This window comes from Oceanicaulis sp. (genome assembly GCF_965249665.1).
Classification (GTDB): domain Bacteria; phylum Pseudomonadota; class Alphaproteobacteria; order Caulobacterales; family Maricaulaceae; genus Oceanicaulis.
This window is the reverse complement of record NZ_OZ252247.1, coordinates 2,026,349-2,039,409: the sequence shown is the minus strand read 5'-3', so window position 1 is coordinate 2,039,409 and position 13,061 is coordinate 2,026,349. Positions and strand designations below refer to the sequence as shown.

Sequence of the window (13,061 nt, the reverse complement as noted above, 5' to 3'; positions counted from 1 at the left end):
CCCGCCTCAGTTCAGCGTCGCGGTGAAGCGCTCATAGCGCTCCGCCCACACCATCACCATGGCGCCCAGCGACATGGCCATAATGGAAAAGCCGATCAGGATGTTGAGCGGCATGGCGATGAAGAAGATTTGCGCCTGCGGCATCAGGCGCGACAACACGCCCAGGCCCAGATAGAACACCAGACCGAACACAATCAGCGGGCTGGCGATCTGAACCCCGATGATGAACGCGTCGATGAACAGGCCCAGCGCCCAGAAGGCCGCATCCCCCCACATCGGCGCCTCGCCAGCCGGCATCAGCTCGTAAGAGCCCGCCGCCGCCAGCAACATCTGCTGATGCAGCGGCGTGATCAGAACGATGACGATGAAGATCAGGTTCAAAAACTGGGCGGGCAGCACGCCGGCCTGACCCTGGGCGGGGTCAAAGGACTGCGCCATGGCGAGGCCGGTCTGGTAGCCGATGATCTGGCCCGCAATCGCGCCCGCAGTCAGAAGGATGCGCGACGCCGCACCGATCATCACCCCGATCAGGGTTTCAAGCGCCACAAGAACGCCGACCCCCGCCAGCGTTTCCGGCGGCGGCGGCAGCATGGGCGCTATGGACGGGCCGACCACAAACGAGAAGGCCAGCGCGAACGCCAGACGCAGGCGCACCGGGATCGAGGTTTCACCAATGCCGGGCATCAGCATCAGGATTCCGCCCATGCGCGCAAACACCATGGCGGCGGCGAAAATTGTGAGCGAAAGATCAAAACCGGCCAACATGGCCGTCAGCCTGCGATGATTCGGTCGGCAATGGTTTGCATGAAGCCGGCCAGAAGCGCGCCCATCATCGGCAGGAAGATCAGAAGCGCCAGAAAGATCACGATGATTTTCGGCACGAAGACCAAAGTCATTTCCTGCACTTGGGTCAGGGCCTGAAACAGGGCGATCAGAACGCCCACGGCCAAGCCGATCAGCATGACCGGCGCCGCCATGCCCAGCATCACCCAGATCGCTTCTGCGCCAATGTCGAGAACCTCGCCTGCGGTCATGATGGCTTCCTTTTGTTGCGCCCATAGCGCCGCACTGACTGCATGCACGGATTCTGTGCCAAAGCGCAAAACGTCCCGGGTATAGTTATATGCGTCGCGCTTCGTTTAACGATTTGTCATGTTGGCGCGCATTGGCGCAATCGCCGTCAGGGTGCAGCATGAAGCGTTATGTGGCGGGGTCTATCCGCCTTGGGGAGACATTCATGTTCAAGACACTTCTTTGCAGCGCCGCCTCGGTCGCGCTTCTGACCGCCGGGTCAGCGCTCGCCCATGACGGCGCGCACGTCAACGCCGCTCTGGTCAACGTCGCCAGCGTCACTCAACAGGCTGAGCTAACAGAAACCGAGCGCCTGTATGAGGCCTTCCAGGCAGCCTTCATGGAGGAGGTGTCGCGCTCTCCGGAAACCCAGACCTATCTGGGCCTGATCGCGGACAGCGACGCCTATGGCCGTTGGGATGACCGGTCTGACGCGCGCCAGATTGAGGATTATGAACGCGGCCAGGCCCGCGTTCAGCAGATGCAAGCCGACTTTGACCGCGATCTGCTGACCGACGCCGGCAAGGTGTCTTACGATCTCGCAATCAGCCTGGCCGAGAACGAGGCGCGCCAGTTCGCCGTACGCGACAGCCGCTATGTTTTCTCACCCATGGGCGATGCCGTTTCCGGCCTGACCACCTTCCTGATCAACAATCATCGCGTCGGCACGCAAGGACACGCCGAGGCCTATGTCTCACGCCTGGAAGGCATTGGCGCAGTGATCGACACGCTGACTGAGCGCGCCGAGGAACGCGCCGCCAACGGCGTAACCCTGCCGCTCTTCGCCTATCCACGCCTGACCGCCGCGGCCCAGTCGCAACTGACCGGCGCCCCGTTTGAAAACGGCGCCGAAGACAGCGCGCTGTTCGCCGACTTCAAAGCCAAGGTCGACGCGCTCGACATTGGCGATGACGTCAAGGCGGATCTGGTGATGCGCGCCGAAGATGCGTTGTTGAACATTTATGTGCCGGCCATGCAGCGCTATATGGCGGCGCTCGATCGCATGGAAGCGATCTCTGATGATCGCGCCGGGGTGTGGAAGCTGCCCAATGGCGAAGCCGCCTACGCCGCCTCTCTGGCGCAGTTCACCACCATTCCCGACATGACCGCCGAACAGATCCACGAGCGCGGCCTCGCAGAAGTCGAGCGCATTCATGGCGAGATGCGCGAGATCATGGCTCAGGTCGCGTTTGAAGGCAGCGTGCAGGATTTCTTCGCCTATATGCGCACCGCCGAACAGTTCCAGCTGCCCAACACGCCCGAAGGCCGCCAGGAGTATCTCGATCGCGCCACAGTCGTGATTGAAGACGTGATGGAAGTCGCGCCGCAGTATTTCGACACTCTGCCCGAAGCGCCGCTGGAAGTGCGCGCAGTCGAGCCCTGGCGTGAAGCGACAGCCACCGGCGCCTTCTATAACCCGCCCGCGCTCGATGGCTCGCGACCGGGCTATTATTACGTCAACCTGTCCCAAATGCAGGACAATCCCACCTATCTTCTGGAAAGCCTGTCGCTGCACGAAGGCGCGCCGGGCCACCACTTCCAGATCGCGCTGACCCAGGAACTCGAAGACGTGCCGATGTTCCAGCGCTTTGCGTGGAATTCCGCCTATGGCGAAGGCTGGGCGCTCTATACCGAATGGCTGGGCAAGGAGATGGGCTTTTACGAAGACCCGTATTCGGACTTTGGCCGGCTCTCTTATGAAGTCTTCCGCGCTGCGCGGCTGGTGGTCGATACCGGCATCCATCACTATCAATGGGACCGCGAGCAAGCGATTGCGTACATGCTGGACGCAACCCCGATGACCGAAGGCGACATCACCCCTGAAGTCGAGCGCTACATTGTCTGGCCTGGCCAGGCCGTGTCTTACAAAATCGGCATGATCTTCATCCAGGACCTTCTGTCCCAGGCTCAGGAAGAACTCGGTGACGATTTCAGCTGGGGCGGCTTTCATGACGCGGTTCTGACCGCAGGCCCCCTGCCCTTGCCCATGCTGGAAGACCGCGTCAACGCCTGGATCGATACTGTGCAAGCAGGCTAACCCCCTCACCCCGCCTGCTTCACAGCAGAAACCCCGCAAGGCCTGCAGCCTTGCGGGGTTTTTAATGCTCACTTTTGGAGCATATACGCATCACATTAGAGCACACATTACTGAATATTCATATTTGCGGCGGTGCACGATTGCCTCCCTGTTCCGAGTGCGCAGTCTTTTCTGGTTGGCCTGAAGTCTAAAAGACCAGGCTCTAATTGGGGAAAGACACATGAACACCTTTGTGAAAGACCGCAGCTTGCGTGCGCTTGTCCTGGCGGGGGCCTCGCTGAGCGCGCTGATGGCGGCGCCGGCATATGCACAATCTGAAGCGGAAAGCGCAGACGAGCGGTCCTCAAGCGACACGATCATCGTGACCGGCTCGCGGATCCAGACGGATAACACGCTGGACGCCCCCAGCCCGGTTGTCGCACTTGGCGGGGATGATATTCGCACGTCCGGTCAGCTGGATATCGGCGCCCTTCTGCGCGAATCTCCGCAATTGCAAGCCTCGCTGCCCGGCAGTTTCTCGGCGTTCAATGGCACGCCCCTGGGCGCCAGCCTCTTGAATTTGCGCAATCTGGGCACCGTGCGAACTCTGGTGCTCGAAGATGGTCGCCGTCATGTGTCTGCGATCGAGGGGACGGGGTCTGTCGACGTCAACACCATCTCCACCGGCCTGCTGGCCCGAACAGAAGTCCTGACGGGCGGCGCCTCGGCGGTCTATGGCGCTGACGCTGTCTCCGGTGTCGTCAACTTCATTCTGCGCGACGGCGGCTCCTTTGACGGGCTTGAGGTGCGCACTCAGGCCGGCATTTCAGGCGAAGGCGACGCTGAAGAGTTCTTTATCTCTGTCGCCAACGGCTTTGAAAGTGCGGACGGTCGCGGCTCCATGGTTTTCGCCGGCGAGTATCAAACAACCGAAGCGATTTTCGCAGGCGACCGCGACTTCGCCGGTTCCGGTCTGTTCAGTTTTGTGCCTAACAATCAGGCGACAGTGGCGGCGTTTGGTGTGGACCCTCGCTTCGCCAACACCTGGGTTCCTGATTTCCGTCTGCCGATTTCATCAGCTGGCGGCGTGATCTCGCTGTCAGGCAGCGCCTTTCTGGATGCTGCATTGTCAGGCGGGGTCCCGGGCTGTGATTTTCCCCTGGGATCGCAAAACATCCCCACCTGCCAATTCTTTGATGGTTCGACGCTGCGTCCGTACAATCCGGGCGATGTCTTCATCACGGCTTTTAACGCTAGCGGCGGTGACGGCGTACCGGCCGAACCTGATGATGAGTTGATACTGCCTGAGACCGAAAGGATGCTTTTCCAGACGGTGATGGATTACGACGTGACCGAGAACATCCGGTTCTTCGCAAACGCCAAATACGTCTTTACCGAAACCACCGAAAGCAATCAGGTCAACGGGTTCAACGACGACATTCCGATCGCTCTGGACAACCCCTTCATCCCTGCCGCGCTTTCCGCGCAGATCAGCCAGTTGCAAAGCGAAGGCGTGCCGGTCGATCTCGTCGTTTCTCGCGATGTCCTCGACACGACGGCGCGTTCAAACCCCGTAGCGGAACGCAAGATGTTCCGTATCGTCACCGGTTTTGAGGGCTATATCCCCCAACTCGGCCTCGATTACTCCGTGGCTTACAATTATGGTCGCACAGATGCGGACATCACCTCTCGCGTCCGTCTCGAGGATCGGTATTTCGCCGCGATCGACGCGGTGGTGGACCCCACAACGGGTGAAATCGTCTGCCGTTCGGATCTGGATCCGTCAGCTGTGCCGCCCACCTCGCCCTTCCCCTCCGCCAACAGCAATTTCGGCTTCAACACGTTCAATGCCGGTGACGGTCAGTGCGTGCCGATCAGCATTTTCGGGCCGAACTCCATCTCCCAGGAAGGGGCTGACTTCATCTTCCAGCCCGCCACCTCCCAGAACGAGATCGAGCAGGAAAATATCATCGCCAGCATCGCCGGCGACACATCCGCCTTCTTGACCCTTCCCGCAGGTCCTATCGGCTTTGCGGCGGGTTATGAATGGCGCAAGGAAACAAGCCGTTTCACGCCAGACAGCTATTCGTCAGCCGGTCTGACCTTCGGAACGCTCGATTCACGCTCCGGCCCCACCAACCCGTCCTCGGGCAGCTATGAGGTGACTGAGTTCTTCGGCGAATTGCTGGTGCCGGTGTTGTCGGACCTGCCATTCATTGAAGAGCTGGAGCTGACGGGCGCCTACCGTTATTCCGATTATGATCCGTTTGGAGAGACAGACACCTGGACCATTGGCGGCCGCTGGATGCCGGTGGAGACCCTGACCTTGCGAAGCACGTTCTCGCAAGCCGTGCGCGTCCCCAATATTGGTGAAGCCTTCGCCCCGACATTTGCGGCGACGCTGGGCGCGGATGACGACCCCTGCAATCAGAACTTCATCAATGCCGGGTCGCAATTCCGGGAAGCCAATTGCATCGCCCTGATCGGTAACGCCGTCGCCAACGGCACTTACGACTCCACGCAATTCCTGTCCGCTTTCGTGTCCGGCACAACGGGCGGCAACCCGGATTTGAGCCCCGAGGAAGCTGAAACGCTGACTGTCGGCGCGGTGTGGCGTCCTGATGGAGAGTTTGACGGTTTCTTCGACGGCCTGATCGTCACACTGGATTATTATGACATCCAGATTGACGGCCTGATCGACAGCCTGTCAGGCTTCGACATTGCGTCTAACTGCGTGGACGCACCCACCATCAACAATCAGTTTTGCGACGCGGTGGATCGCGACCCGACCAACGGGTTCATCACCGACTTCCGCTCGGGCTTCATCAACCTGGCGGCTGTAGAGGTCAGCGGCGTCGACTGGCGTGTGGATTACTCGTTTGATGCGCCCAGCTTCCTGCCTTTTGAGGATCCGGGTGTGATCACGCTCTCCACGTTGGGCACGCACTTCATCCAGAATGATGAAACCCGCGATGTGTCAGCACCCGAAGAAATCACCGACGTCCAAGGCACGTTCACGCGTCCGGACTGGATCTTCAACCTGAACGCAGACTGGATGATCGGCAATCTGTCTCTTGGCTGGGGCGGGCGCTATGAGGGCGACCAGCTGCTGCCGGGGCTTGGGCTTGAAGACATTGCCAACGACCCTGACTTCGTGGACCGGACTCACACCGGTTCCTCCTGGGTCCATGACTTCTCCATCGGGTATCTGATCACCGAAAAGCTTGAACTCTATGGCGGCATCAACAACGCCTTTGATGAAGAGCCCTATCTGGGCACGCTGTCGCGTCCCGCCGGGCCGCGAGGCCGCTTCTTCTATGCGGGCGTGAACGCAACCTTCTAAAGAAGGCCAGCGCACAAAAAGACACCCCCGGAGCCTTGGCTCCGGGGGTGTTTTGCATTCAGCCTTGCGAGACCGCCTAGATCGGCATGCGCAGGATTTCCTGATAGGCGCGGATGACCTGGTCGCGCACGGCGACAACGCTTTCGAGCTGAACTTCAGCGGCGGCCACAGCGGTGACCACATCCACCAGCTCCGCCTGCCCCGTGGCGGCCTGGGCGCTGAGCTGTTCAGACTGGCTCAGTGTCTCCTGAACCGATTGAACCGCGTTCATGACCATATCGCCGAAATCACCGCCCTCAGCCTGAGCAAGCTCGGCGGCGTTATTGGTCGAAGGCGTCACGCCAGCGGCCTGCTGGGCGGCGGCGGTATAGGCGCGGATAGCAGCGAGATCCATAAGTCAGCCCCTTTCTAGAGCCGGCGAAGCCAAGCGATTAACGGCGCAACAGGTCGAGCGTGCGCTCAAGCATGCGGCGCGTGCCTTCCACCATGGTCAGATTCGCCTCGTAGGAGCGCTGTGCATCACGCATGTCCATCAGTTCGACGAGCGAAGACACATTGGGATATTTCACATAGCCTTCGCCATCGGCCGCCGGGTGGCCCGGCTCATAGACCATGCGGAAATCGGACTCGTCGAGGGTGACGTCATTCATGCGCACGAGCTCGGTGCCGACCTGACGGTCAAACTCGGACTGGAACACCGGGATCTGACGCTGATACGGATCTTCATCCGCTGTCCGCGCCGTCGATTGAGCATTCGCGACGTTCTCGGCGATGACCCGCATGCGCGAGGACTGCGCGCGCAGGCCCGCTGCGGAAATCTGCAGGGTTTCAGAGACGCGATCGACCATAGCCGTCTGCCTTTCTGGCGTTGCTTAAGATCACTGACCCGGCGAGCGGCTCGCCATACGGATCATGTTCAGGCTCTTCTGATACAGGCTCAACGCCGTCTCAAACCGCATCCGGTTATCATTGGCGTCAACCATCTGCTCCTCGATGACGACCGAATTGCCGTTCGAGGTGGTTTCACTGTCCGGCGCCGTCTCGGTGCGGAATTGCCGCGAACCGGAGGCGCCGCCATCACCGCCATAATGCATGGCGTGCGTGGTGCGCAGCCCGCCTGCGGCCTGGGCCTGACCTGCGAGCACGCGTTCAAACTCGCTGCGCGGAACATCCTTTGGCGTGTATCCGGGCGTGTTGGCGTTGGCCACGTTTTCCGCAATGACGCGCTGACGGGCGCCGTGATAGCCCATCGTGTCACGCAACATGGACAAGAGCGGTATGTCGTCAGGGCGCATCGGCGCCTCCGCCAGAGTTAACTTTGCATTCATCACCCTGCGCCGCGCCGGTTAAGGAGAGCTTAACTCGCCCGCCGACTCTCGTTAGGGCTTTTGGTGAGGATGCGCCTTGGCGCCGCGCCAGCTTTTGATAACGGGACGAAGCGACTTTGGACCAGCTTGATATCATACGGTATTTCGCCGCCCTGATCTTGGTGCTCGGGCTTTTAGGCGGATTCGCGGTGGTCGCCAGACGCGCGGGCTGGATGGGACCGATGCCGGTGCTGGACCGCTGGTCCGCACCGACGCGCAAGCGACGCCTGTCCATCACCGAGTCCTTGATGCTCGATCCCCGCCGCAAGGTGGTGATCGTGCGCGTGGACGACGCCGAACATGTCTTGCTTCTGGGACCCGAGCGCGAGCAAGTGCTCGACCGCGCCCCCGTCAAAGAGGAGCCGGTCTTCGAACCGGTCGCCCCGGACGCCCTCGACGCTGAAGCGGAGAACCCCGGCGCCTCCATCACACGTCTGGGGCAGACCCCATGAAAGCCGCGCGATGGATTTATCACGGCGCCCTGATCGCGCTAGCTCTGGGGCTGGGCCTGATCGGCGCGCCGGACGCGCATGCTGCGGCCGGGCCGGGCCTGTCGATCTCGCTGGGCGGCAATGACACGGCGTTGACCGAACGCGTCCTGCAGATGATCGCGCTGTTGACGGTGCTGAGCCTGGCGCCGTCCATCCTGATCATGACCACCAGCTTCATCCGCATCGTGGTGGTGTTGTCCTTGCTGCGGACCGCGATCGGCCTTCAGCAAAGCCCGCCAAACGCCGTGCTGATCTCATTGTCGCTGTTTCTGACCGCCTTCATCATGGCGCCGGTCTTCACCCAGGCCTATCAGGACGGTGTGGAGCCGCTGCTCAATGGCCAGATCAGCAATCAGGAAGCGTTCACCGCCGCCGCTCAGCCCGTTAAGGCCTTCATGCTGGCCCATACCCGCGAAGAGGATCTGGGGCTGTTTCTGAACATTTCCGGCGAAGAGCCGGAAACCCCCGAAGCCACACCGGTCTATGTGGTGGCGCCCGCCTTCATGATTTCAGAATTGAGGCGCGCCTTCGAGATCGGGTTTTTGCTGTTCATCCCCTTCCTGATCATCGACCTGGTGGTGGCCAGCATCCTGATGTCCATGGGCATGATGATGCTGCCGCCGGTGATCATCTCACTGCCGTTCAAGCTAATCTTCTTCGTGCTTGTGGATGGCTGGACTTTGGTGATCGGCTCGCTGGTGCAAAGCTTTGACCGAATGCCGCCCGGCGGCTGATCAGCTTTCAGGGCCGGCTTGTTCGTCATACCGGCCGAACCCCGCCATTAGCGCATCGGTGCGCTGGACGTTGGCGATCTGCCCCACCAGCGAGCTCAATCGGCTGTCACCCGGCGCCACCGAGCGGTTGGCGACGGTGCTGAAGGCGGCGGCGTGTTCGGTCTCGCCCATCTGTCGGCCATAGCGCGCGACAACCCGGTCCATACCCGCCTCATCGGACACCAGCGCATAGGCGATCAGGGCGCGCAATACATCATGGGATTCTGCAGCGCTGAGCGCCCGGTCAGAGCGCCAGCGATCCCCCAGAAGCGCTTCCATCAGGCGTCCGGCTTCAGACCAGTTGCGGCCTTCCCAGGCGATATCCGCGCGTAAGCGGTCCGCTTCAGGGCCCTGATCATAGGCGACCAGCTCCAGCGCATGCTCGGTGCGGCCCAGCGCCGCCAGAGCGCGCGCCTGCAAGACGCGGCGTTCATCCACCAGCTCTGTGGGCAGCCCTGCGATGCGAGTGCTGTCGAGCGCGCGCAAGGCGTCAGAGGCGCGATTATCGATCAGATAGACCCGCGCCAGATCGGCGGCCACTTGCGCCCGCGCCAGCGACGTCATGGTGACCCGACGCTCAAACACCTGGTGCGCCAAAAGCTCGGACGCCGGCTCCAAAAGATCCACGTCCACCAGTCGGGCGGCGATGCGGCGCGCCATGCGCAAGCCATCCGGCCCAGGCGGCGTCAGATCCTGATGCTCGTACCAGAGCGCCAGCGCCTCCATCGGATCCATCCGGTCGCCCAGCCCGTTCAGGAAAATGTCGCGGAACAGAGTTTCCAGCCGCACGCTCAACCGGCGCGCCTCGGGCGTGTTGGAAAACCGCGACAAGGCGCTGGACATGGTGTTCAGCGCCTCAGGGAACCGGCCTGCATCCGCATAGACCTCGCCCAGCATGGTGGAGGCTTCAACTTCCACATCATCGCCGCGCCAGCGAAAGCGCAGACTTTCAAGGGTCTCGACCGCTTCATCGGGGGCGACGCGATCATTGGCGAACTCCAGCCGGACTTTTTCCAGCAAAGCCCGAGCGCGAGCAGGACGCCAGTCAGAGCGGCTCAGTGCGTCATAGAGCGCAATGGCCTGATCCACATCGCCTGACGCTGCGGCGAGACCGGCCTCAACCATCGCGGCTTCCGTACGCGCCTCAAGATCGAAATCTTCCGCCGCGACCACATTGAGCAAAGGCTCGACAGCACCCAGATCATTGGTCTTGAGCACCGACATGGCGTGCAGGGCCGACAGGCGCGCGCGCCAGACCGGGTCGAAGAAATAGATCGCTTCACGCCCCTGCTCGAACCGCCGTCGCGCCTGCGGCCAGTCGCCCAATTGGGCGGACACGGCGCCGCGCCAGGATTGCGCCGCAGGATCATTCAGAAGCACCGGATGGGACAAATAGCGATCCGCGTCTTCATAGCGGCCCATCATATAGCTGGCGACACCGCGCAAGGCGGCGATTTCCGGACTGGCGTCCAGCGAGGGGTTTTCCTCAACCGCCAGCTCGACCAGGCCCAGCCCTTCAGGCGCCAGCTGCCATCCCAGTTTGAAGCGCGCCAGATTGAGAATCGCCGCTGGGTCGAGCTCTGACGCCCGGCGCTGCAAGACCACCATCGTGTCGCGGTAATCGCCTTCGCCCCGATACGCCGCCAGATCCAGAAAACCCGGCGTGACGGGACGGTCGAGCGAGCCGGACAGCCCCGGCGTGGCCGCTCGCGTCAGGGCCAGCCCCCCCGGTCGGCTGAGATCGGCGCCCCCCGCGCGCACGGTGAAGATCAGATCATCCGCCAGAGGCTGCAAGGCCACGCCTTGCGTGGAGGGCAGCATGACCGCCTCCACATATTGGCGGGGTGAAATCACTCCGTATTTCTCGCCATCGCTGGTCAGCACCAGAAGATCATCGCCCACGACAGGGTCGGACACGGTGCGCACGCTGCGGGCGCCATTGAAATTGAAGCGCAGGCGCGCGGGGCGGTTCACCCCCGTCTCGCGCGTCACGCGGATCGGCGCAGGCGGCTGGTCCACAGTTTCGCTGAAGGTCAGAACCCAGCTTGTTCCCACGGGACGCACATCGGTCTGGGTGGAGTTCGGCGCTTCGATCCGCATGGCGGTGTAATCCGCCCCGCGCATCACGTCATGATCGCGAATATGACGTCCAGCCAGCGCGGCCATCTCCCCGACATCCAGCTCGGCGCTGGCGTCAAACACCACCCAGATCGCCTGGCCGCGACGAAACACGGCCGCGCCCGGCAGCGAGGCCCAGGGAATGTTGAGCACCACATCCGTACCGTTGCGCCGTGCTTCAACCTGCACGATCCCACCTTCAGGCACAGGGTCTGGGCTTGCTACGGCGTCAGGGCGCGTCAAGACCGGCGCGTCCGGCTCGGCGTTGGTCAGGAGAGCGGTCTCAGCCCCCCCATCTGCCGAAGCATCGCTTTGCGACGCGCTCGATGTCTGCGTCTCAATTTGATCGGCATAGTCTGAGAGAGCGGCCAGAACCGACTCAGCGCCGCCCGTCGCACCCATTGAGACGTCAAGCACGACCCGTCCCGGCTCATCAGACCAGACCCGCGCTTCCGCGCCCGGCCCCAGCAGAAACGCCAGCGACAGGCTGTCAGCCCGGCGTTCAGTCACAGCGTCGATGAAACGCGGCGGCGCAGCGGTCAGCGGCGCCAGATTGAGCTCGGCCGCCCGTGAAAAGGTCAGCACGGCGCGCCCATCCGCCTGTTCCAGCGAATAAGTCACCGGCTCGGGCCATTGAAACACGATGCGCGAATACTCGGCCGCTTCGCCAATGCGCATGTCCACCGGCAATGCGGGAGGCGCCGCGGCTGCGGCGGCGGCGTCTGCAGCGGCCTGGGCGCGCGCCTGACGGGCGCGTTCAATCTGGGCCAGCTCATAGGGGCTGACCACATCATCAAGCGGCGGCGCGCCGGGCGGCGCAATATCAATGGCGATGACATTGTGAGACACCGACACCCGGCTTTCCAAGGTCTGGTTCAGGGCCAGCCGCAAAGTGCGTCCATCAGGGTCCAGCCGCGCCATGGCGATGTAATCGGGCGCCGCGTCGATGATCTCGGAGACGTCCGCCTCGATCGGCTCGGACAATCGCGCCACCAGAACAGCGCCAGCGGCGACTTCCGCCTCAGCGCTCAGCCCGTCACCGTCAATTTCGGGCAGGCTGATCTGGAGGCGGGTCGTCTGGCCCTGCCTCGACACATCGATTTGCGCCGGCGACTGGGCCAGGGCCGACGCCGACAGCACGACGCCCAGCGCCGCACTCGCAAATAGAGCGAGCCGCTTATCCTGCCGCCGCGTCAAGGCCGGCCTCCGCTTCCGCGGTTGTTTCTGGCGGTTCAGCGCGCATACGCAGCATAAAGGTCAACTCGGCGGCGAAGCCGGGCTCCATCTCCGCCATGACGCTGGCGAATTTACGCGCATTTGTGGTTTGCAATTGCTCAGCGACGAGCAGCAGCGTGGTCTCATCGGTTTCACGCATGGATGTCAGAATGCGCGCTGCGGCATCCGGCTCGAGCTGGGAATAAACCGCGACGATGGCGTCCACCTGCTCTTGGCGACGGTCATCAAGCATGCCCAGCAGGCCGCGCACTTCATCGCGCAGGGCTTCCAATTCGGTCACGCGATCATCCACGCGCAACTCCGCCACGGACAATAATTGCTCGCGCGTATCAAGCTCGGCCTCGCGCTGATCCAGCGTCCGCCGGCGTTCAGCCAGGCGACGCTCCAGCCCCAGCTGGGCCGTTGTTGGCGCCGCGCGCGGCGCAGGCGCGGCCGAAGGCGGCGGCGCAGCAGGCGGCGCAGGGCCCTCATCCACTTCTTCTTCAGGCTCGTCGCCGCCCTCATCGCCATAGCCGTCGTCGGCCGGCGGCGCGGCCGCCGCCTCGGCGCGTTCGACAAACAGCGTTGACGCCTCATCCACCAGGGACAAGGCCTTCAAGCCCAGCAAGCCGCCAAGCACGACTGTCAGCAACATGAGAGGACGAA

Annotated in this window: 11 protein-coding genes; 4 read left to right on the top strand and 7 right to left on the bottom strand. The window is 62.4% G+C overall.

The features are described 5' to 3' along the window. Positions 1-6: 6 nt before the first annotated feature. Both fliR and fliQ read right to left on the bottom strand, forming a co-directional pair. A complete protein-coding gene (fliR, locus tag ACP154_RS09825; protein WP_107712814.1) occupies positions 7-765 on the bottom strand; it encodes a flagellar biosynthetic protein FliR in 759 nt (252 codons plus the stop codon). Between the two features lie 5 nt (positions 766-770). Beyond that, a complete protein-coding gene (fliQ, locus tag ACP154_RS09820) occupies positions 771-1,034 on the bottom strand; it encodes a flagellar biosynthesis protein FliQ (protein ID WP_107713679.1) in 264 nt (87 codons plus the stop codon). 203 nt (positions 1,035-1,237) lie between these two features. Between fliQ and ACP154_RS09815 the strand changes: the two genes are divergently transcribed. Together ACP154_RS09815 and ACP154_RS09810 are read left to right on the top strand one after the other, a co-directional pair. Then, entirely contained in the window at positions 1,238-3,109 is a 1,872-nt protein-coding gene (locus tag ACP154_RS09815) for a DUF885 domain-containing protein (protein ID WP_421859605.1), read from the top strand. A gap of 220 nt (positions 3,110-3,329) precedes the next feature. Continuing rightward, entirely contained in the window at positions 3,330-6,431 is a 3,102-nt protein-coding gene (locus ACP154_RS09810) for a TonB-dependent receptor domain-containing protein (protein ID WP_421859607.1), read from the top strand. Positions 6,432-6,507: 76 nt separating this feature from the next. Here ACP154_RS09810 and fliE read toward each other — a convergent pair whose 3' ends face one another. From fliE to flgB, 3 genes are read right to left on the bottom strand one after another with little or no spacing between them, the layout of a single operon-like run. Continuing rightward, the gene (fliE, locus tag ACP154_RS09805) at positions 6,508-6,825 is read right to left on the bottom strand and encodes a flagellar hook-basal body complex protein FliE (RefSeq protein WP_107712812.1); all 318 of its coding nucleotides are present in this window, start codon (positions 6,823-6,825) and stop codon (positions 6,508-6,510) included. A gap of 37 nt (positions 6,826-6,862) precedes the next feature. Further along, positions 6,863-7,279, bottom strand: a complete 417-nt coding sequence (flgC, locus tag ACP154_RS09800; RefSeq protein WP_022699962.1) for a flagellar basal body rod protein FlgC — start codon at positions 7,277-7,279, stop codon at positions 6,863-6,865. A gap of 30 nt (positions 7,280-7,309) precedes the next feature. Continuing rightward, complete coding sequence (gene flgB, locus ACP154_RS09795) at positions 7,310-7,726, bottom strand: flagellar basal body rod protein FlgB (RefSeq protein ID WP_107712811.1); 417 nt, start codon at positions 7,724-7,726, stop codon at positions 7,310-7,312. A gap of 149 nt (positions 7,727-7,875) precedes the next feature. Here flgB and ACP154_RS09790 point away from each other — a divergent pair, with 149 nt between their 5' ends. After that, positions 7,876-8,250 carry a flagellar biosynthetic protein FliO gene (locus tag ACP154_RS09790; RefSeq protein WP_421859609.1) on the top strand — a complete coding sequence of 125 codons (375 nt, stop codon included), beginning with the start codon at positions 7,876-7,878 and terminating at the stop codon, positions 8,248-8,250. Then, on the top strand, positions 8,247-9,023 hold the full coding sequence (gene fliP, locus ACP154_RS09785) for a flagellar type III secretion system pore protein FliP (protein WP_421859611.1): 777 nt from the start codon (positions 8,247-8,249) through the stop codon (positions 9,021-9,023). The genes ACP154_RS09790 and fliP overlap by 4 nt, the downstream gene beginning before the upstream one ends. Here the strand turns inward: fliP and ACP154_RS09780 are convergent, their stop codons facing one another. Both ACP154_RS09780 and ACP154_RS09775 read right to left on the bottom strand, forming a co-directional pair. Then, entirely contained in the window at positions 9,024-12,377 is a 3,354-nt protein-coding gene (locus ACP154_RS09780; protein ID WP_421859613.1) for a tetratricopeptide repeat protein, read from the bottom strand. It abuts the gene before it with no gap. Next, positions 12,358-13,050 (bottom strand): MotE family protein, encoded by a 693-nt coding sequence (locus tag ACP154_RS09775; protein WP_421859615.1) that lies wholly within the window; start codon positions 13,048-13,050, stop codon positions 12,358-12,360. The genes ACP154_RS09780 and ACP154_RS09775 overlap by 20 nt, the downstream gene beginning before the upstream one ends. Positions 13,051-13,061 lie beyond the last annotated feature (11 nt).